Below are 21,257 nucleotides of genomic sequence, written 5' to 3'. Positions count from 1 at the left end.
AATTAAAGACAGTTATCGTGTACGAATGGTTGGTGCAACTTTATCTAATACACCATTAACAAATTTATGGCTATCTTCTGCGCCAAAGGTTTTAGTAAGATCGATAGCTTCATTGATAACAACTTTATAAGGGACATCATGTCGTTTCATTAATTCATATAGAGCAATTCTTAATACAGCTAATTCAACTTGACCTAGTTCATCAACAGTTCTTTCTGTTAAATAAGGAGTCATTTTCTCATCTAATTCTGCAGTATTTTTAGCAACACCATGCAGTAATTCTCTAAAATATTTGGTGTCGACACCTTTCATATCTTGTTCAGCCATGAAGCTGCTCTCAACATCAGCAAGATCATTTCTAGAAATTTGCCAAGAGTAAATAGCTTGAACTGCACACTCTCTTGCTCGACGACGAGGATTAACTAACGCCACTAAATTACTCCTTAATTGTTTTAATCACATTTAACATTTCAAGTGCGGTTAGTGCCGCTTCAGCACCTTTATTGCCCGCTTTAGTTCCAGCTCGCTCAATGGCCTGTTCGATACTTTCAGTAGTTAAAATACCAAAACCAACTGGTATCGAAAAGTCTAAACTCGCAGTTAATAGTCCTGAACTTGATTCACCAGCGACAAAATCAAAATGAGCGGTACTACCACGGATAACCGTGCCCAATGCAACAATTGCATCATATTTTTTTGACTGTGCAGCAACTTTAGCTGCTAAAGGAATTTCATAAGCGCCCGGTACCCAAATAACGGTAATATTGTTATCGTCTACTTCACCGATACGAGTGAGTGCATCTACGGCACCATTAACTAAACTTTCATTAATAAATTGGTTAAAACGCGCCACGATAATCGCTACTTTGGCTTCAGGTGCAGCAACTTTACCTTTAATTGTTTGCATATTCATTCCTTACCGATTGATTCTAGATGCAATTTTATAATCTCTTTCAGAGATTAAATTATCAGGCAATTATACCACAAATTAAAGGCTTATCCTATTAGCAAAAGAGGATTTAATCTTTTTAATACTAGCTTTAATTAAAATAGTTATTAACTTGTTATTGTATGAAAATAGTTAATTTATCAAAGGTTATTTTTGCATTTATCCATAATTATTTTTTAGATAACTATCCTATTATTTGTTTGTAGAAAATTGAAATATTTTACATATTATAAAAAATTTATTGTTATTGCTTGCAAGCTGTTATTAACGAATTACAATGGTTATGGAAAAGCTTTTTATTAAAGAGGTATTATTAATGTACATTAACACCATTCGTGATGAATTAAATCAGGCAATTGACGTATTGGGCAATTTCGTTGCAAACGATGAAAATTTAAAAAAAATCCAGCAAGCAGCCGTTTTAATTGCAGACTCATTTAAACAAGGTGGAAAAGTACTTTCATGCGGTAATGGTGGATCGCATTGTGATGCGATGCATTTTGCTGAAGAATTAACCGGACGTTTCCGAGATAATCGTCCTTCATATCCAGCCATTGCCATATCTGATGTTAGTCACATCTCGTGCGTGGGCAATGATTATGGTTTCGATTACATATTTTCTCGTTACGTTGAAGGCGTTGGACAAAAAGGTGATGTTTTATTAGGCATTTCAACTTCAGGGAATTCAGCTAATGTACTTAAAGCAATTGAAGCAGCTAAACAAAAAGGTATGAAAATTATCACACTGACAGGTAAAGATGGTGGGAAAATGAATGGATTAGCTGATGTTGATATTCGTGTACCACATTTTGGCTATGCAGATCGTGTACAAGAAATCCATATCAAAGTAATTCATATTTTAATTCTACTTATTGAAAAAGAGATGGCTTAATATGTGCGAATTATTGGGTATGAGTGCCAATGTACCGACCGATATTTGTTTTAGTTTTACCAGCTTAATCAAACGTGGGGGCGATAAAGGTCCTCATAAAGATGGCTGGGGCATAACCTTCTATGAAGGTAAAGGATGTCGAACGTTTAAAGATCCGCAACCATGTAGTTTTTCACCCATTGCTAAATTGGTTCAACAATACCCAATAAAATCAACTGCTGTTATTGCTCATATTCGCCAAGCTAATCGCGGTGGTGTTGCACTTGAAAACACTCATCCTTTTACTCGAGAACTATGGGGTAAAAATTGGACTTTTGCACACAATGGACAATTAACTGATTATGAAAAATTAGATACAGGAATATTTCAACCGGTTGGATTAACTGATAGTGAATATGCGTTTTGCTATTTAATAAATGAATTACATAAAAAATACCCACAGCAACCAACCAATAATATTGAACTTTTTGAATATATTAGAGAGTGTGCTATTAAATTAACCCAATTAGGTATTTTTAATATGCTACTGTCAGATGGTGAATATGTCTTTGCTTACTGTTCAACCAATCTACACTGGATCACCCGAAAAGCACCATTTGGAAAGGCCAAGTTAATTGACGAAGATGTTGAGATAGATTTTCAAAAACATACGACACAAAATGATGTTGTAACAATAATTTCAACCATGCCGTTAACTTCGAACGAAATATGGACTAAATTAGCTAGTGGTGAAGCAATTTTATTTAAAAATGGCGAAATTAGCCAATCTTTCTCATCTTGACTTTAGTCATAGGTGGCTCGTTTTTGAATAAATATTCTAAATATCCTAAAGTTAATAGACCGACTAAAGTTAAGATTACCCATGGTAAATGCGGTAAACCGATTTGGATGGCCACATCATAAAGCCAGCCAGCACCGGTATAACCAATAAAACCACCCAATGCCAATCCCAACCGACTAAACCCCATATAGCTACCTTTAGCTTTAGGGTTTGTTAAAACAGTTGCTAATGTTTCTCTAGCTGGTTCAGCAATAATAGCCCCAAAATAAAACAACGCTATAAGAGAAAGTAAAATCGATAATTGTGATGTAAAGCCAATAATAATAAAAGCAAAAGACATCAACAATAATCCAAATTTAAGGCGTTGATCTAATCTAAAATATTTTTCACTTATTCGAGCAAGAGGATAAAGCAAACATAGCGATATTGTTGCTTGGATAGCATACATCCATTTTACATAGCTTGGACTACCTGACACATTGGTAATGGTTAAAGGTAACATCAACATGATTTGCACCCACAGCACATAATAACCGGTTAAAGTAAGTACATAATGAGTAAATTTTCTATCTTTAAGAACCATTTTCATGCCGTTAATAATCGGAGCTTTACCAATTGCGATATGATAGGCCGGTAAGTACATCAGATTAAAAATACCACATAAGAAAAAGATAAAAGCACCACACCAACACACTAATTGAAAATCGTAATCGATTAGAATGCCACCGATAAGAGCGCCAATAACTGCGCCTGCATTATCTTGTATCATTAGTAGCGAAATAAACTTGCCTCGTTCATGAGGACGAGTAAATTTGATAGTTAATCCCATTCTAGGGGGATCAAATAACAAACCGCCCAATGCCGAAAGTAAACAAGATATTAATAATAACCAATGTTCTGTTGCTAGTGCCATTGAGATAAATCCAATTGATCGCAAAAACATACCAGTTATTATCATTGGTTTAGCACCAAAGCGATCTGCGATTGCCCCACCAATCAAACCAAATCCTTGCTGAACAAATTGACGAAAACCTAAAGCAAAACCAACAAATAACGCACTCCACCCAACTTGACTAACAAAGTGGGTAGAGACCAATGGAAATACTACATAAAATCCCAACACAATAAACAAATTATCTAACAATAATATGTATCGACCTGTTTTGCGAACTTGTGAAGGAATTGGCATTTATTTTACTCTTTCGTTTAAATAACCTTGATAATCAGGAATTTCAATTTCCACTTCTTGAGTAAATATTGAGGATTGTATTAAAGCGTTAGCGGTAGCTTGATTAGTGGCTACTGGAATATTCCAAACTGTTGATAAGCGTAATAGAGCTTTTACATCTGGATCATGTGGTACAGCATTAAGTGGATCCCAGAAAAAGATCAGAATATCAATTTTACCTTCAGCAATTAAAGCTCCGATTTGTTGATCCCCACCCATTGGACCACTGAGCATAGGCGTTATAGTTAATCCCGTTTCTTTCTTAATTAATGTTCCGGTTGTTCCTGTACCACACAGGTTGTGATGCGAAAGTTCTTGTCGATTTTTTTTGCACCAATTTAATAATGCTTCTTTTAAGTGATCATGTGCCACTAAAGCAATATTTTTTTTTGCAGGTAATTTTCGAGTAATGTACTGCATCAATATAGTCCTAATTGATTATTATTTCATTATTTTTATCAGACTATTTATTAAAGCGCAAGCGGTATTTATTGAAAAATAGATAACAAAAAAGGCACCTAAGTGCCTTTTATTTAATCTAAATATAAAGATAAAGATAATTAGAATTGATAAATTAATCCTAATGCTACAGTATCTTTAGCTGTTGCTTTAATTTGTGATTTAGTGAATGTACCATCTTCGTATAAAGCTCGACGTGCACCAATATCATCTTTATCTAACAAGTTAATTTTATAATCAACAATTGCTGATAAATTTTTATTAAAGTCATAGGTTAAACCAACATCGACATATTTAGCTAAATCATTACCTTTAAGACCCGCATCACCACTTCTTGAGAAGTTTGATGCATCTTGTACTTTATGTTGAATATAAGCAACAGAAGGAGTTAAACGCCCCACTTCAAAGTCAATACCGTATTGAGCAACTAATTCAAAACCTTTAGTTTTCAAATCAGAGGTATTATCTGTAGTTGATGCTTTTTCCCAACCGTATTTTTGTTTACCTTGAATATAAAGCGCAGCTAAATATAGATTATCATTATCATATTTAACACCAGCTGACCATGCTTTAGCATCTTTATGACCACCTGTTTGTGCATAGCCGGCACCAATTGATAAACCTGTATCAAGCACGTCCCAATCAATTACTGAACCCCAAGCTTCAGCACTATCATGGCCAGTACGGTCGTGATTATTTAGGTATTGAGTTGAACTATTATCACCATTATCGGCATATTGCACAGCAAAACGTAACCCGTTAACTAAACCAAAGAAATCTGAGTTACGATAAGTAGCCACTGCTTTGGTTCTTGCTGTTAATGCATAGATATCATTATTTGATGCATCACCACCAAACTCAGGTAAAACGTCAGTATATGAAGTTAAAGTTTTTAATATACCATCGTTACGACCATAATCAAATGAACCAAAATCGCCAAAGTTTAGACCTGCATAAGCATAACGAGTTTCGTTATCAGCATCAGAGCCTGTTTTAGCTTCATATTCCCAGCGACCATAACCACTCAAGCCATCAGTGATTTGTGTTTGTCCTGACATCCCTAAACGAGCAGTGGTTTTGTCACCTTCGCCAGTTTGATTATCACGATCAGTAATATAGTTCAAGGCATAAACTCGACCATAAAAGTCAACTTTATTACCATCTTTGTTCCACACTTCAATTGAAGCGCTTGCTGTACCTACAACTAATAGAGCAGGAATAGCGATTGCTAATAGATTACGTTTCATTTAGTTACCCTCTTAGGTATTTTATTATTAAAGATACAAAATATTTTGTTCTTGATTTAATAAATAGCTGCTGTTAATTAGCAACTAAGTTATTACTGGGATATCTATTATTATTGTTAAATACTAGATTTTTATTGTAAACATTATGGATTAATAACATTTGTAAGATATTATTCTGCGAATTAAGACTATTTTATGACTTAAAATAATATTTTTTTAAGCATAAAATGTTTTTTTAGATAACATGATGTTCAAGAGATGAAAAAAAAGGCACCTAAGTGCCTTTTATTGATATTTAAGATATCAAGCGATTAGAATTGGTAAATTAAACCAACACCTAACACATCTTTAGTACCTGGTTTGAATGGGTGACGCCCATTGCTTTCATGAGATGTATTTAACTCAGCACCGATATCTTGTTTCTTAAGAAGATTGAATTTATATTCAACGATAGCACTGAAGTTTTTATTAAGATCATATGTCGCACCAAGTGAAACATATTTAGCTAAATTACGACCTTCTTTATGTTCATCATCATACCAGTAGTCATCAGAGCTGATGTTACTGAATTTATGTTGAACATAAGCTAAAGATGGTGTTAAACGACCAACAGGTAAATCAATACCATATTGAGCAACTAACTCAACACCTTTGATTTTAGGATTATCATAACGCTCACCATCAACACCTTTTTCATTCCAAGTATTGAATTTAGTTTGGAAATAAGTAGCAGCTAAATATAGATTATAGTTATCATATTTGATACCAGTAGTCCATGTTTTAGCTTTTTTAACTTCGCCGCCTTCAACATATTTAGATTTACCAGCTGTTTGTGCATAACCTGCACCAACAGTTAAGCCAGTATCAAAAATATTCCATTGAACATTAGCACCATATGCTTCACGGCTATCACCTTTGTATCCAGATAAGTCACCATCTTCATCGAATAATGGGCTTGAACGTTTACCATCAACAGTGTATGAATTATCACCGTTATCAGCATATTGTAATGCAAAGCTTAAATCATCAGTTAAACCGAAGAAGTTGTTGTTACGGTAAGTAGCAACAGCTTTAGTACGAGCTGAAAGCACGTTCCAAGTATTGTTTGCTGCTTCACCACCAAATTCTGGTAATACGTCAGTATAAGCAGTAATAGCTTTTAACACACCGTCGTTACGACCATAGTCGAATGAACCAGCATCACCAAAGTTTAAACCAGCAAATGCATAACGAACTTCGTTATTTGAGTTTTTACCAGCTTTCGCTTCATATTCCCAACGACCATAACCAGTAATACCGTCAGTAATTTGAGTTTGACCAGACATACCTAAACGAGCTGAAGTATCGTCACCTTCACCATCTTGTCCACGATCAGTGATATGGTTAGCTGCTTTTACTCGGCCATAAAAATCAACTTTATTACCGTCTTTGTTCCATACTTCGATAGAAGCATTTGCACCAGCTGCTACTAAAAGAGCAGGGATAGCGATTGCTAATAGATTACGTTTCATTTCTTACCCTCATGGTTATTTCTATAAAAAGACACGCCTTTTGGTTGTGTCAATTTTTACAATGATTATTCATCCAAAAATAATGTTTATAACTAACGTTTTTAACTATTATTTTCATCTTACTTTTTACAGTACTGTAAATTATGTATAAAAATTTATTAAAATCAAGTGAACTTTTCGTTAAACGTGATGTCTAAGCTTAAAATAACGTCCGTTTGATTGTTTTTTAATCATTTGTAAAGTTTTGTTAATATTGAATTTGCTATCAACTGACTAAAAGTCAGTTGATAATATGCACAAATTTTAGAAATTTGCGTTACGTGGAGTTCTAGGGAAAGGAATCACATCACGAACATTCTGAACGCCAGTGACGTAAACAATTAGACGTTCAAAACCTAATCCAAAACCTGAGTGAGGTACAGTACCATAACGACGTAAATCACGGTACCACCAATAATCCTCTTTTTTAAGGCCTAATTCATCCATACGTTTATCTAACATATCCAAACGTTCTTCACGTTGTGAACCACCTATGATTTCACCAATACCTGGGGCTAATACATCCATTGCCGCAACAGTTTTACCATCATCATTCATACGCATATAAAACGCTTTTATATCTTTAGGATAATTTTTAACAACAACTGGCGCTTTAAAATGTTGTTCAGCTAAATAACGTTCATGTTCAGATGCCAAATCAATACCCCAACTTACTGGATTTTCAAATTTAGCATCACAGTTTTGTAAGATAGTAATAGCATCAGTGTAGTCCACTTGGGCAAAATCAGCATTAATAAAGCTTTCAAGACGATTAATGGCATCTTTATCAATGTGCTGTGCGAAAAACTGCATATCATCAGCTCGTTTTTCAAGTACTGTTTTAAAGACATATTTCAACATATCTTCAGCAAGTTTGGCATTATCATTAAGATCAGCAAACGCCACTTCTGGCTCCATCATCCAAAATTCAGCTAAATGGCGTGTAGTATTTGAGTTTTCAGCTCTAAAAGTGGGACCAAAGGTATAGACTTTTGAAAGTGCACATGCATAAGTTTCTGCATTAAGTTGCCCAGAAACAGTTAAAAAAGCTTCTTTACCAAAAAAGTCTTTATCAAAATCAACCTTACCATTATCTGTTTTAGGTAGATTTAACATATCCAGTGTTGAAACCCGGAACATTTCACCAGCACCTTCAGTATCAGAGGCAGTAATAATTGGTGTTGAAAGCCAGAAAAAACCTCGTTCATCAAAAAACTGGTGAATAGCTTGTGCTAAAGTGTGTCGTACACGAGTAATCGCACCAACAATATTGGTTCTTGCGCGTAAATGAGCAACTTCGCGAAGATATTCTATTGAGTGACGTTTAGCGGCCATTGGATAAGTTTCAGGATCATCAACAAAACCATAAACTTCAACTTGCGTTGCTTGTAATTCATATTTTTGCCCTTGACCTGGAGATTCAACAACTTTACCCGTCACTTTTACTGAACAGCCCGCAGTTAAACGCAAAATATCTTGTTCATAATTTGGTAAGTCTTTTTCAATTACCGCTTGAATTGGATCAAAACAAGAACCATCATACACAGCCAAAAATGAGATACCGGCTTTAGAATCACGGCGAGTTCTTACCCAACCTTGAACTGAAATGGTGCTACCAACAGCAATTTTACCTTGTAGCACGTCAACAATAGGAGCAACAGAATTCATTTTAATTATCCATCTCTATTTATTATTTATATAGTAAGTAATCTTAAAAGTAATATATAAGCTGAGTTTTAATATTCATTTAAGTATTATCAAAAATTGATAGTACAGATTATTTATAAGACTATATCACTTTGTTTAATTATTAATATTAATCATCAATATGATTATTAATGATTGACTTTAAATGTTCTTTTTAATTCGTCAATAAAAGCCAAATCTTGTGAAATTGTTTTACCAGGACTATCAGATAATTTAGCTACAGCTTGATTATTGCATTCCGTTAGTTTTAATACAATGTTTAAAGATTTGGTATTTACTTCTGAAGACGGAATATCACAAGCAAGAAAACCACCGATACCAAAGGATAATTTCACTCGATGATTAAAGTGCCGATAAATTTTCAGCGCTTTATCAAAGTTTAGACTATCAGAGAACACAAGTAATTTTGTTTCAGGATCAATTCCTAATTGCTGATAATGGCTAATCGCTTTTTCACCCCATTCAATCGGATCGCCCGAATCATGGCGTAGTCCTTGATAATGAGATGCAAAATAGTAGTCAAAATCACGTAAAAAAGCATCCATAGTAATACAATCTGTCAACGCAACACCCAGATCATCAGGATATTCATCTAACCAAACTTGCAAGGCCGTTTTTTGGCAATCATACAAATTAGGGCTTAATCGTTGATGGGCTTGGAACCATTCATGGGCTTGCGTGCCAACTGGAGTTAACCCTAGACGATATGCCAATAAATAATTACTAGTACTATGAAAATTGCGGAAATGGTTTTGCAAATAACTTACAACAGCCTCTTGGACAGCAAAAGAGTAACGTCTTCGTGTACCAAAATCCAGCAAATTAAAACCAGACATATCAAGATCATTAGTTTGCTCATCAAATCTGGCTAATTTATCTTTAAGTCTTGCTAATGCTTGTTCAACACCAATATTTGGCGAACGATCTTTATGAACAATTTCGCTAATAACCGCTAGCAATGGCACTTCCCACAAAATAACATCAACCCATTTGCCTTCAATTTGAATCACCAGCAAACCATCTTCGTTTTTAATCGTTAATAACTGACTATTAAAACGCCATTTTTTTAGCCAGTTTAAATAATCAGATTTAAAAAAGGTAATACCAGATAAATAGGCGAACTCATCATCGGTAAGTGTTAAAGACTCCATTAATTTAACTTGATGAGAAATTTGATCGGCATATTGACCAAGTAGATCATCACTACGACAGCGAAACTGAGCAACGACAGTCGCGTCAGGATAATGATGAAAAACGGCCTGCTGCATATGCAACTTATAAGCATCAGTATCTAATATTGATGTAATTATTGCGGGTAACATGTCTATCTATTATCAGTTCTTTAAAGAAAATTCTGATGATTATAGCAGAATAATAATTAAGATATAAATTAATTATCTAATAAGATTATTTTTAATAGGCTATAATAGTTCATATAGACATTTTGGTAAAATTAATCGAAATTCATTCCAAAATGATAAATAAATATAATTCATTCTATTTTAGAAAAATAATCATAGATACTGATGGGTATTAACCCCGTTTTGATTAATTAGAATACATAATTAGCACACCACTTACAAAGGTATATAAACATGAGTACAACGACAACTGATATACAACCGACTGCTAAATATCGTCATGACTATAAAACTCCAGACTTTACTATTACTGACATCGATCTTGATTTCGATTTAGCGGCAGAAACAACGACAGTTATCGCCCGTAGTCATATCATCAAAAAAAATTCTCAAGTTAACGATTTAGTATTAGATGGCGAAGAACTTAAATTAGTTTCAGTAAATATTGATGAACAACCATGGTCTGATTATCAAATCACAAAAACGGGATTAACGATTAATAATGTTCCTTCTGAATTTACCTTAACTATTGTTAATCAAATTAAGCCTATCGATAATACAGCACTTGAAGGATTATATGTTTCTGGTGATGCACTATGCACGCAATGTGAAGCTGAAGGTTTCCGCCACATCACTTACTACCTCGATAGACCAGATGTTCTAGCACGATTTTCAACTAGAATTACCGCTAACAAACAACAATATCCTTACTTATTATCTAATGGTAATCGCATTGCACAAGGGGAACTTTCCGACGGTAGACACTGGGTGCAATGGCAAGATCCATTTCCTAAACCAGCTTATTTATTCGCATTAGTAGCTGGTGATTTTGATATTTTAAAAGATCGCTTTATCACTCGTTCTAATCGAAAAATTGATCTGGAAATTTATGTCGATAAAGGTAATTTAGATCGCTCACAATGGGCAATGACCAGTTTAAAAAATGCCATGCGCTGGGATGAAAGCCGTTTTGATTTAGAATATGATTTAGATATCTTTATGATTGTAGCCGTTGATTTTTTCAACATGGGAGCAATGGAAAATAAAGGCCTTAACATTTTCAATTCTAAATATGTCCTTGCTAAACCACAAACTGCCACTGATGATGATTATATCGGTATTGAATCAGTAATTGGTCACGAATATTTTCATAATTGGACCGGTAACCGAGTCACTTGTCGTGATTGGTTCCAACTTAGCCTAAAAGAAGGATTAACAGTATTTAGAGATCAAGAATTCACTTCTGATCAAGGACTCAGATCGGTCAAACGGATTGCTGATGTCAAACTGTTACGCACAGTACAATTTGCTGAAGATGCAAGCCCAATGTCTCATCCGATTCGTCCTGAACAAGTAATTGAAATGAATAATTTCTACACAGTTACCGTATACGAAAAAGGTGCAGAAGTGATTCGTATGATGCATACATTATTAGGTGAAGCTAACTTTCAGGCTGGTATGAAACTTTATTTTGAACGCCATGATGGTAGTGCAGCAACTTGTGATGATTTTGTTGCAGCTATGCAAGATGCATCGGGAATTGATTTAACTCAGTTTAAATTATGGTATAGTCAGTCAGGCACACCAGTGTTAACAGTAACGGACAGCTATAATCCACAAAATCAACAATATACATTAACAGTTGAGCAACATACGCCAGCAACGCAAGATCAAAGTCAAAAACAGGCACTACATATTCCATTAGATATCGAACTTTATCAGCAAAATGGTGATGTAATTGCATTGCAATATCAAAATAAACCTATTCATCACGTACTAAATGTAACCCAATCCAGACAAGAATTTGTTTTTGATCATGTTTCAGAAAAACCAATTGTTTCACTATTAAGAGATTTTTCAGCTCCAGTAAAACTCAATTACAATTATCAAGATCACGATCTTATATTCTTAATGCAACATGCCAGCAATGCTTTTAGTCGTTACGATGTAGCGCAAATGTTATTAGCAAAATATGTGCGTATGAATGTAAATAATTATCATCAGAATTTATCAATGACAATTCCTGAGCCAGTATTAGATGCTTTTAGAGGAATATTACTATCAGATACCGCTGAACCAGCACTTATCGCACAAATACTGACTTTACCTTCGGAAAATGAATTGGCAAATCTATTTGATATCGTTGATCCGATGGCTATTTATCAAGTTCGCCAATTCTTATTAAATGTCTTTGCTAATGAACTCTATGATGAACTAACTGCGGTTTATCATCATAATCAAACAGCACAATATCAGATTGAACATGCTGACATTGGTAAACGCATGTTGAAAAACTGCTGTTTATCATTATTAGCTTATGCTGACGATAAATCGCTAGCGAATACTTTAGTTGAACAACAATATCAACAAGCCAATAATATGACAGATTCATTAGCGGCGCTTACCACAGCAGTAAAAGCGCAATTAACATGTCGACATACATTACTCTCCGATTTCGATGATAAATGGTATCAAGATGGTTTAGTAATGGATAAGTGGTTGGCTTTAAATGCGACAAGTCCAGAGCAAAATGTATTATCAACAGTGAAAAAATTGCTTAATCATCGCTCTTTTTCACTCAATAATCCAAATCGAATAAGAAGTCTAATTGGTGCTTTTGTTAACAATAACCCTGTTGCTTTTCATGCTGAAGATGGCAGTGGCTACCATTTCTTAGTTGAAATATTAATGGAACTAAACCAGAAAAACCCACAAGTGGCATCAAGACTTATTGATCCACTTATTCGATTAAAACGTTATGACGAAAATCGTCAGAAAAAAATGACAGCTGCTTTAGAAAGCTTATTAAAACTAGATAACTTATCTAAAGATCTGTATGAAAAAATCACTAAAGCGTTAGCTGCATAATAAATTAACAGCATTATAAGGAGCAAAATCCCACCTTGTTATTGATCAATAAGATTTAGTTAAGGTGGGATTTTTAATTAAACAACAGCAAATTTGCTACCAAAAACCCCGTTCCTCAAAATTTTTGCCGAAATTAAAATGAGTTTGAAAAATGACAATGATAAAAGAAATTAGCCCATTACAACTAAAACAAAAAATTGAGAGTAAAGCACCACTCTATTTACTTGATGTCCGAGAAGCTAATGAAGTCGCCATTTGTATGCTTGACGGCGCCAATCATATTCCAATGAATTTAATACCACTTTATTTAGATAAAATTCCTGACGAAGTAGATATTGTGATTTATTGCCATCATGGCGTAAGAAGCCTCAATGTAGCTAACTATTTGGTCGAAAATGGTTTTGATAGTGATTTTCTATATAATTTAACTGGTGGCATTGACGCATGGGCACAACTCATTGATACCAGTATGCCTAAATATTAAATAGCCCGTATTTAAACGGGCAAACTTATTATTCTTGTGGCATGACCCAATAACCATTTTGGTTGTGTTCTTTCATATATTCTTTAAATTGCTGCGACTGATAAATACGTTTTATATCTTTTGCCCACTGGCTATTTTCATTACCACCATTAACCACCACCATAATTTCTAAATCAGGGATAATTGTTTCTGATAACAGCGCTTTTTTCGAATCTATATTGGCAGAATAAACAATACTTCCAGGAATAACGGCAAAGTCTAACTCATTTAAGACTCTAGGAATATTGGCAGAATCCATTTCAATAATATCTACACCAGCAATATTTTCGGCAATATCATTTTTGCTAACAATAATTGGATTAGTATTTGGTTTTAACTTAATCCAACCGGCTTTTTCCAATAAATTATATGAGCGAGCCGCATTTGAGGCATCTTGAGGAATACCAATTTTAGCACCAGAAAAGACATTTTTGATTGAAGTATATTTATTCGAAAATATTGCTGCAGGTACTGAAGGTACATGCACTACCGGTTTTAAATTAGCTTTACGTTGACTATTAAAGACATCCATATAAGCAGTATGTTGAGCAACAGTTAAATCAATACTTCCTTCGCTTAATGCTACATCAGATTCTAATAAATGCGGAAAATTAACTAATTTAACTTTATAACCTTCAGCTTCAAGTATTGGTTTAACAGCATCTTTGAACAGATCATTATATGGCCCTGGTGATACGCCCATACTGATTTCTTTTTTAGTTTGATTATCAACCTTAGATGATGAGTTATCACATGCGCTAATTAAAAAAATAGAACTAAATAATGCCAATAGTGCAACATTGTTAACAAATTTTTGTTTGATAAAACTTATTTTCATTTGAACTATCCTCAGTGAAATGTAAATTTAACAAACACTCTAACATACAAATAACAATTCATTTATTCCATGTACTTCTATCTTATAACTTTTTGGAATAAGTTATAAAAAACGATTATTAGAGCAAAAAAGTCAGCTGTGCTACCGTAAAAGTATCAAAAATTGATATCTATTGGATATGCCATGACTGACACGATTGCCCCTATTGTTGAGCAACTTTTTCTTGATTTACATAAAAATCCAGAACTTTCCAATCAAGAATTTGAAACAACAAAAAAGTTAAGAACTTGCCTAGAACAAGCTAACATTCGTATTTTAGAACTGGGGGCAAAAACTGGTGTTATCGCCGAAATTGGCTCAGGAAGCCCAGTTGTTGCCTTACGAGCAGATATTGACGCCCTACCCATAGATGAACAATCTGACTGTCAATACCGTTCAACCAAACAAGGCATTATGCATGCTTGTGGTCATGACTTGCATACATCTGTGTTAATGGGAGCTGCTTATTTATTAAAAGCTAATGAACAGCAACTAAAAGGAACAGTTCGGTTTCTTTTTCAGCCAGCCGAAGAAAATTTTAGTGGCGCGTTACATTTTATCGAAATTGGTGCACTCAATGGGGTTGATGCTATTTTTGGTATGCATAATAATCCTAACTTAACCATTAACCAAATGGCTTCACGAGCAGGCCCATTTTCGGCTAATGTAGATCGTATTGAAATTACGGTAAAGGGAATTGGAGCACACGCTGCAAGACCTGAATCAGGTATTGATCCAATTGTCATTGGTGCACAGATTGTTAATGCGATACAAACAATTTCCAGTCGTACAATAAGTGGACTCGACCCAGTAGTGGTTAGCATTACCAAATTCTTAGGTGGAAACACTTGGAATGTGATCCCTGAAATAGTTGAAATGGAAGGTACCGTAAGGACACTTACCCCCGATATAAGGCTAAAGGTCAAGCAACAACTAACCAACATTGTCGAAAATATTGCCTTTAGTATGGGTGCTGAAGCCGAGTTAAGATGGTTTGATGGACCACCATCAATCATAAACGTGGCTAAATGGGTCGATTTTTGCCAAAACATTGCAAAACAGGAAGGTTATGAGGTTGTTGACTTTCAACCACAACTCGGCGGTGAAGATTTTGCTCACTACTTACATCATGTTCCCGGTGCATTTATCAATCTTGGCTCGCAAAGCCCCTATGCACTACACCATCCTAAATTTTTAGTTAATCGCAATATGATAATGCCAGTAGCTAATTATCTCGCAAATCTTGCGCAACTCGGATTGATTGAATTAGCCAAACATTGATAGGTATAACATAATGATAAAATTTGAAAATGTATCGAAACAATATGAACGCAATGGAATTACGACTCAAGCATTACAAAACATCAATTTAACCATCCAAAAAGGCGATATTTACGGCATTATTGGCTATAGTGGTGCAGGAAAAAGTACACTTGTACGTCTTATAAATTTTCTGGAAAAACCGACACAAGGCAATGTTATTATTCAAAACCAATTATTAAATCAATTATCAAATCCACAACTACGGCAAGTACGCCGTAAAATTGGCATGATTTTTCAGCATTTCAATCTACTTGAATCGAAAACTGTATATGAAAACATTGCTATTCCTTTAGTATTAATCAAAAAAGACAAACAAGCGATTAAACAAAAAGTCTATGAACTGCTTGAGTTTGTTGGCTTAAGTGATAAAGCTCATAGCTACCCTAAAGAGCTATCAGGAGGCCAAAAACAACGTATTGGCATCGCTAGGGCTTTGGCCAATGATCCCGATATTTTACTTTGTGATGAAGCTACATCAGCACTCGATCCGCAAACCACGCAATCAATTTTGGAATTAATCAAAAAAATTAATGATCAATATAAAATTACAGTGGTGTTAATTACCCATGAAATGCATGTTATAGAACAGGTTTGTCATAAAGTCGCGGTGATGGAAAAAGGTAAAATTATTGAACATGGCAACGTACTTGATGTGTTTGGTCATCCCAAACATAAAACCACACAAAATTTTGTTAGCTCAGTAATTAATGATCAAATCCCAGCGGGAGTGGTTGAAAATCTCTTAGAGATAGAAGGAGATAAAAACAATATAAAATTGTTTAAGCTTGAATTTCTGGGTCGTTCAGCCTCTGAACCTGTTATGAATTCGTTAATATTACAACAAAAAGTTGTCGTCAATATTTTGTTTGCTCATATGTCAGAAATTGAAAAAACTGTATTGGGCAGCATGTTTGTTCAACTAAAAGGTAGTGATAGTAATATCGAACAATCGGTACATTTTCTTCGTGAGCATGGGGTAAACGTTACAGAAATCCAACATTGGGAGAACAACTAATGGAAATAGTAAATGATATTATAAATTATTTAAGCACAACTTTTGCAACCAACGTAACTAGTGCACAATTTGCTCAGGCATCTTATGAAACTTTGTATATGGTAGTTTTTGCTTTAACATTAGGATCATTAATTGGCGTTCCATTAGGTATTTGTTTAGTCACTACTCGACCGTCTGGATTGCTTGAAAATAAAAAGATTTATCAGATAATTAATCCAATTATCAATCTCGTTCGCTCATTACCTTTTATTATCTTACTAGTAGCAATTCTACCATTAACCAAATTAATAGTTGGTAGTTCAATAGGCACAACAGCAGCAATTGTGCCATTAACCTTCTATGTAGCACCATATATTTCTCGATTAGTCGAAAACTCATTACTCGATGTAAATAGTGGTATTATTGAAGCTGCTGAATCGATGGGCGCAACGCCAATACAAATTATTTGGCATTTTATGCTTCCAGAAGCTTTTAGCTCTTTAATTTTAACCCTAACTACTGCGACAATTGGTTTAATTGGTGCAACTGCGATGGCAGGAGCCATCGGTGCTGGTGGTATTGGTGATCTAGCCGTTTCATACGGTTATCAACGTTTTGATACAACGGTCACCTACATTTGTGTCGTGATTTTAGTTATAGCAATTCAGTTTGTACAAAGCACTGGTAATTATTTAGCTCGTAAAGCTCGACATGAGTAACAGCAATAACCTATATTAAATTAATATATAGTGGTACTCGATTAACAGTACCACTATGAAATTTCAATAAAGCTCCAATTACGTAAACTAACATTAAGTTTTTAAGATAAAGTATTAGCATAAAAAGATGAACAATAAAATTCCTTATGTTTTATACTTATTATTGCTAAAATTACCAATTCATTTAACGCATTTGTTTATTTACAATAATCAAGTAGAATACTCAAAATTCAATTATAGTAGTGTAGGAACTCATTGTGACTGACACATTACAGCAAAATTTGGTCGAAATTCACGATATGTCTTTTTATCGTGGTACTCGGCCTATTTACAAAAATATGAACCTAACGGTACCCAAAGGCAAAGTCACCGCTATCATGGGGCCATCAGGCATAGGTAAAACTACGCTATTAAGACTTATTGGTGGGCAATTAAAACCACAAGCTGGTCAAATTTTATTTGATGGTGAAGATGTGCCTAGTATGACACGCTCACGGCTATATGAAGTCCGTAAACGCATGAGCATGCTATTTCAATCAGGTGCATTATTCACTGACTTATCGGTATTTGATAATGTTGCTTATCCATTACGTGAGCATCTAAATTTACCTGAGCCAGTTTTACATAATTTAGTCTTGATGAAACTACAATCAGTAGGCCTTCGTGGCGCTGCCAATATGATGCCTTCCGAATTATCTGGAGGTATGGCTCGGCGTGCCGCGTTAGCCAGAGCTATCGCTCTCGATCCGGATCTCATTATGTTTGATGAACCATTCGCTGGACAGGATCCGATATCAATGGGAGTGATCGTTAAGCTTATTGCTGAACTCAATCAATCGCTTGGCTTAACCTGTATTGTAGTTAGCCATGATGTTAATGAAGTGTTAAGTATTGCTGACTATGCATACATTGTTGCTGAACAACATATTATTGCTGGTGGAACATCTCAAGAATTGCGTAATAATGATGATCTACGCGTTAAGCAATTCCTTGAAGGTTTAGCCGATGGTCCAGTACCCTTTCATTATCCGGCTGTTGATTACAAATTAGACCTAAGTAGAGGTGCAAACTAATGTTGAACTTAATTGCAAAACTTGGTCAATCAATAATTAATATTATTGCTATGTTAGGCCGCTCAGGAGTTATGCTATTTGGTGCACTTATCGGTAAACCTCAATTTAGCAAACAATTTCCATTACTTGTTAAACAATTTTATTTTGTCGGTGTACAATCGCTTTCCATTATTATCGTATCTGGTCTTTTTATAGGTATGGTATTGGCGTTACAAGGTTATTTTATTTTAACTACCTTTGGTGCCGAAGCAAGTTTAGGGATGCTAGTTGCCCTTGCTTTATTACGAGAGCTTGGTCCTGTGGTTGCGGGATTACTTTTTGCCGGCCGAGCTGGTTCAGCCCTAACTGCCGAAATAGGATTAATGAAGGCCACTGAACAATTGTCAAGTATGGAGATGATGGCGATCGATCCATTAAGAAGAATTATTGCACCACGGTTTTGGGCGGGATTTTTCTGTATGCCATTTTTAACCGCAATTTTTGTCGCTGTTGGTATTTTAGGCGGAGTATTAGTCGGTGTTGATTGGAAAGGTATTGATGCTGGATTTTTTTGGTCTTCTATTCAAAGTAATGTCGATTGGTGGCACGATTTAGGCAATTGTTTTATAAAAAGCTTTGCTTTTGCAATCGCTAGTACATGGATTGCATTATTTAATGGTTATGATTGCGTACCAACATCAGAAGGAATCAGTCGGGCAACAACCAACACTGTTGTCTATTCATCATTAGTTATTTTGGGGTTAGATTTTATTTTAACCGCATTAATGTTTAGTAATTGAGGTCATTAAACATGAGTCGTAAAGTTGAAATTACAGTAGGATTATTTATGGTACTGGTGATCTGCTCAGTACTCTTTTTATGCTTTAGAGTTACTGACCCAACATCTTTTGCTAGTCATAATTCTTACCGTGTTTATGCTGTATTTGATAATATTGGTGGATTAAAGGTAAGATCACCAATTAAAATTGGTGGGGTAGTAATTGGTCGTGTCAGTAATATTAGTTTAAAATCAGATAATGGTGATGTTTATAAACCTTATGTTACTATGGATCTAGATGCCCAATACGATAAAATTCCGAGTTCTAGTTCACTTTCTATCAAAACTTCAGGCCTATTAGGTGAACAATTCATTGATATTAATTTTGGGTTAGATCAAAACATTGAACAGGAATTAGATGCTTTAGATGCAGATGATGCCTCTGCACCAACCAATAATAATGTCAACAAGAAGCCTGTTTATCTTATAGACGGTTATGTGATTAACAATACTAAACCAGCAATGGTTATTGAAGATTTAATTGGACAGTTTTTATATAGTGCTGGTGGATCGTCAGATAAAGACAAAAAACAAAATACTAACGAAAGTAAGGAGTAATTATGTTAACCAGATTGAAACAAAGTTTATTTTTAATACTTGCATTAATGATAAGTACAGCAGCGTTTGCAGAAAATGACCCATATAAAGATATGCAAGTTGCAGCAGACAAAATTTTTAGCACTATGAAAGCGCAATCAGCGACGCTTAAATCAAATCCAAATAAACTTAAAGATATTGTCAGAGCTGACTTACTACCTTATGTACAAGTTAAATATGCTGGTGCACTCATTTTAGGTAATGCGTATAAAACGGCAACTGACACACAACGTACGGCTTATTTCAAAGCTTTCGAAAACTATCTAGTTCAAGCCTTTGCCCAGGCACTTTCAATGTATAACGGTCAATCTTATCAAGTTGAAACCTCAAAAGATTTAACCGGTAAATCGTTAATTTCTATCCGCGTATTACTAAATCAACCAGATAAAAATCAACAACCGTTACGAATTGATTTCCAATGGCGAAAAAATACCGTAACTGGTGAATGGAAAGCTTATGATTTAATAGCTGAAGGCGTAAGTATGATTACAACCAAACAAAATGAATGGTCAACAATTTTACGCCAAGATGGAATTGATGCATTAACTAAACAGTTAAATGATCTATCTAATCGCAATATTGATCCAAACGCTAAACAAAAAGGTTAGTTCATCATGTCGCGAATCCAAGCAGAAAAACAACAAAATATACTTAATTTAATCGGTGAGCTTGATGCTCACTCATTAAATGATTTATGGTCAACACAAAATACACTTTTAAATGGTGTAACGGATATTAATGTAACTCAAGTTACCCGCGTTGACTCTTCTGGGCTCGCGACACTGGTCTATTTTTGTAACCAATATAATATCAAATTAACCGGGATCAGCCCCCAGTTACAAACATTAATTGAACTTTATGATTTGCAAACGGTTATTAATCAGTAACTGTTTATGCAAATTCATAATAAAAACCCCCCTTTCCTCAAAATTTTTTTAATAAACAAAATATAGATAATAAGAGTTTAAATAATGGATAAGCAAGAAATTATAGCTAAATTAAAAAGTTCACTCGACCTCGATGATGTTCATGTAATGACAGATGATGGCAGCCACTTTCAAGTTATTGCAGTTAGTGAAATCTTTGCCGAATTAAGTCGAGTAAAAAAACAACAAGCTATATATGCACCTTTAGCCGAATTTATTAATGATAATCGGATCCATGCATTATCAATCAAAACATATACACCGACTGAATGGCAACGTGAGCGTAAATTAATGGGTTTATAATTAAACCCAATCAGCATTTTGACTTGAATTAAGGTTTTTAGCCACAACATAATGTTTTATTAA

Annotated in this window: 22 protein-coding genes; 13 read left to right on the top strand and 9 right to left on the bottom strand. The window is 34.7% G+C overall.

Translation table 11 applies throughout. The annotated features are described in order from the left end of the window. Positions 1 to 12 precede the first annotated feature (12 nt). Both nusB and ribE read right to left on the bottom strand, forming a co-directional pair. On the bottom strand, positions 13 to 432 hold the full coding sequence (nusB, locus tag H3T54_RS09525; RefSeq protein ID WP_065613984.1) for a transcription antitermination factor NusB: 420 nt from the start codon (positions 430 to 432) through the stop codon (positions 13 to 15). Positions 433 to 436: 4 nt separating this feature from the next. Then, complete coding sequence (gene ribE / locus H3T54_RS09520; protein WP_198222259.1) at positions 437 to 907, bottom strand: 6,7-dimethyl-8-ribityllumazine synthase; 471 nt, start codon at positions 905 to 907, stop codon at positions 437 to 439. Positions 908 to 1,265: 358 nt separating this feature from the next. Here ribE and lpcA point away from each other — a divergent pair, with 358 nt between their 5' ends. Both lpcA and H3T54_RS09510 read left to right on the top strand, forming a co-directional pair. After that, positions 1,266 to 1,841: a D-sedoheptulose 7-phosphate isomerase gene (gene lpcA / locus H3T54_RS09515; protein ID WP_198222257.1), complete on the top strand. Its 576-nt coding sequence runs from the start codon at positions 1,266 to 1,268 to the stop codon at positions 1,839 to 1,841. Position 1,842: 1 nt separating this feature from the next. Continuing rightward, on the top strand, positions 1,843 to 2,622 hold the full coding sequence (locus H3T54_RS09510) for a class II glutamine amidotransferase (RefSeq protein ID WP_198222256.1): 780 nt from the start codon (positions 1,843 to 1,845) through the stop codon (positions 2,620 to 2,622). On the opposite strand, the gene mdtH is transcribed toward H3T54_RS09510, so the two are convergent. The 6 genes from mdtH to pncB all read right to left on the bottom strand — a co-directional run bounded on the left by mdtH (position 2,600) and on the right by pncB (position 10,135). Then, positions 2,600 to 3,811 carry a multidrug efflux MFS transporter MdtH gene (gene mdtH / locus H3T54_RS09505; protein ID WP_198201222.1) on the bottom strand — a complete coding sequence of 404 codons (1,212 nt, stop codon included), beginning with the start codon at positions 3,809 to 3,811 and terminating at the stop codon, positions 2,600 to 2,602. The two genes, H3T54_RS09510 and mdtH, sit on opposite strands and share 23 nt — an antisense overlap. Beyond that, the gene (locus H3T54_RS09500; RefSeq protein ID WP_086358663.1) at positions 3,812 to 4,270 is read right to left on the bottom strand and encodes a methylglyoxal synthase; all 459 of its coding nucleotides are present in this window, start codon (positions 4,268 to 4,270) and stop codon (positions 3,812 to 3,814) included. A 140-nt stretch (positions 4,271 to 4,410) separates the two neighbouring features. Then, the gene (locus H3T54_RS09495; protein WP_198222253.1) at positions 4,411 to 5,556 is read right to left on the bottom strand and encodes a porin; all 1,146 of its coding nucleotides are present in this window, start codon (positions 5,554 to 5,556) and stop codon (positions 4,411 to 4,413) included. A 311-nt stretch (positions 5,557 to 5,867) separates the two neighbouring features. Next, positions 5,868 to 7,067, bottom strand: coding sequence for a porin (locus H3T54_RS09490; protein WP_198222251.1), 1,200 nt, complete (start codon positions 7,065 to 7,067; stop codon positions 5,868 to 5,870). A gap of 303 nt (positions 7,068 to 7,370) precedes the next feature. After that, positions 7,371 to 8,774, bottom strand: a complete 1,404-nt coding sequence (gene asnS / locus H3T54_RS09485) for an asparagine--tRNA ligase (RefSeq protein ID WP_086358660.1) — start codon at positions 8,772 to 8,774, stop codon at positions 7,371 to 7,373. Positions 8,775 to 8,941: 167 nt separating this feature from the next. Further along, the gene (gene pncB, locus H3T54_RS09480; RefSeq protein WP_198222249.1) at positions 8,942 to 10,135 is read right to left on the bottom strand and encodes a nicotinate phosphoribosyltransferase; all 1,194 of its coding nucleotides are present in this window, start codon (positions 10,133 to 10,135) and stop codon (positions 8,942 to 8,944) included. Positions 10,136 to 10,408: 273 nt separating this feature from the next. On the opposite strand from pncB, the gene pepN reads away from it, so the two are divergent. Together pepN and H3T54_RS09470 are read left to right on the top strand one after the other, a co-directional pair. Next, positions 10,409 to 13,042: an aminopeptidase N gene (gene pepN / locus H3T54_RS09475; RefSeq protein WP_198222247.1), complete on the top strand. Its 2,634-nt coding sequence runs from the start codon at positions 10,409 to 10,411 to the stop codon at positions 13,040 to 13,042. A gap of 151 nt (positions 13,043 to 13,193) precedes the next feature. Further along, positions 13,194 to 13,526 (top strand): rhodanese-like domain-containing protein, encoded by a 333-nt coding sequence (locus tag H3T54_RS09470; protein ID WP_081298763.1) that lies wholly within the window; start codon positions 13,194 to 13,196, stop codon positions 13,524 to 13,526. A 28-nt stretch (positions 13,527 to 13,554) separates the two neighbouring features. On the opposite strand, the gene H3T54_RS09465 is transcribed toward H3T54_RS09470, so the two are convergent. Continuing rightward, on the bottom strand, positions 13,555 to 14,403 hold the full coding sequence (locus tag H3T54_RS09465; protein ID WP_110448418.1) for a MetQ/NlpA family ABC transporter substrate-binding protein: 849 nt from the start codon (positions 14,401 to 14,403) through the stop codon (positions 13,555 to 13,557). A 183-nt stretch (positions 14,404 to 14,586) separates the two neighbouring features. Here H3T54_RS09465 and H3T54_RS09460 point away from each other — a divergent pair, with 183 nt between their 5' ends. From H3T54_RS09460 to H3T54_RS09420, 9 genes are all read left to right on the top strand, one after another. Next, complete coding sequence (locus H3T54_RS09460) at positions 14,587 to 15,723, top strand: amidohydrolase (protein WP_198222245.1); 1,137 nt, start codon at positions 14,587 to 14,589, stop codon at positions 15,721 to 15,723. A 13-nt stretch (positions 15,724 to 15,736) separates the two neighbouring features. Continuing rightward, positions 15,737 to 16,780, top strand: coding sequence for a methionine ABC transporter ATP-binding protein (locus tag H3T54_RS09455; protein ID WP_198222243.1), 1,044 nt, complete (start codon positions 15,737 to 15,739; stop codon positions 16,778 to 16,780). 98 nt (positions 16,781 to 16,878) lie between these two features. Continuing rightward, positions 16,879 to 17,478 (top strand): methionine ABC transporter permease, encoded by a 600-nt coding sequence (locus tag H3T54_RS09450; protein ID WP_363317459.1) that lies wholly within the window; start codon positions 16,879 to 16,881, stop codon positions 17,476 to 17,478. A gap of 257 nt (positions 17,479 to 17,735) precedes the next feature. Continuing rightward, a complete protein-coding gene (mlaF, locus tag H3T54_RS09445) occupies positions 17,736 to 18,551 on the top strand; it encodes a phospholipid ABC transporter ATP-binding protein MlaF (protein WP_086362849.1) in 816 nt (271 codons plus the stop codon). Next, on the top strand, positions 18,551 to 19,330 hold the full coding sequence (gene mlaE, locus H3T54_RS09440) for a lipid asymmetry maintenance ABC transporter permease subunit MlaE (protein WP_086362848.1): 780 nt from the start codon (positions 18,551 to 18,553) through the stop codon (positions 19,328 to 19,330). Before mlaF ends, mlaE begins: the two co-directional genes overlap by 1 nt. Positions 19,331 to 19,341: 11 nt before the next feature. Then, a complete protein-coding gene (gene mlaD, locus H3T54_RS09435) occupies positions 19,342 to 19,926 on the top strand; it encodes an outer membrane lipid asymmetry maintenance protein MlaD (protein WP_198222241.1) in 585 nt (194 codons plus the stop codon). Positions 19,927 to 19,928: 2 nt separating this feature from the next. Continuing rightward, a complete protein-coding gene (gene mlaC / locus H3T54_RS09430) occupies positions 19,929 to 20,573 on the top strand; it encodes a phospholipid-binding protein MlaC (RefSeq protein ID WP_110448422.1) in 645 nt (214 codons plus the stop codon). Positions 20,574 to 20,579: 6 nt separating this feature from the next. After that, positions 20,580 to 20,852 (top strand): STAS domain-containing protein, encoded by a 273-nt coding sequence (locus H3T54_RS09425; RefSeq protein WP_198222239.1) that lies wholly within the window; start codon positions 20,580 to 20,582, stop codon positions 20,850 to 20,852. 84 nt (positions 20,853 to 20,936) lie between these two features. Continuing rightward, on the top strand, positions 20,937 to 21,194 hold the full coding sequence (locus H3T54_RS09420) for a BolA family protein (protein ID WP_065613967.1): 258 nt from the start codon (positions 20,937 to 20,939) through the stop codon (positions 21,192 to 21,194). The last annotated feature ends 63 nt before the right edge of the window (positions 21,195 to 21,257 follow it).

The organism is Gilliamella sp. B14384G10 (genome assembly GCF_016101685.1).
In the GTDB taxonomy this organism is placed as follows: Bacteria; Pseudomonadota; Gammaproteobacteria; order Enterobacterales; family Orbaceae; genus Gilliamella; species Gilliamella apis_A.
The sequence above is the reverse complement of the archived record's forward strand: the minus strand, read 5'-3'. Positions and strand labels throughout refer to the sequence as shown.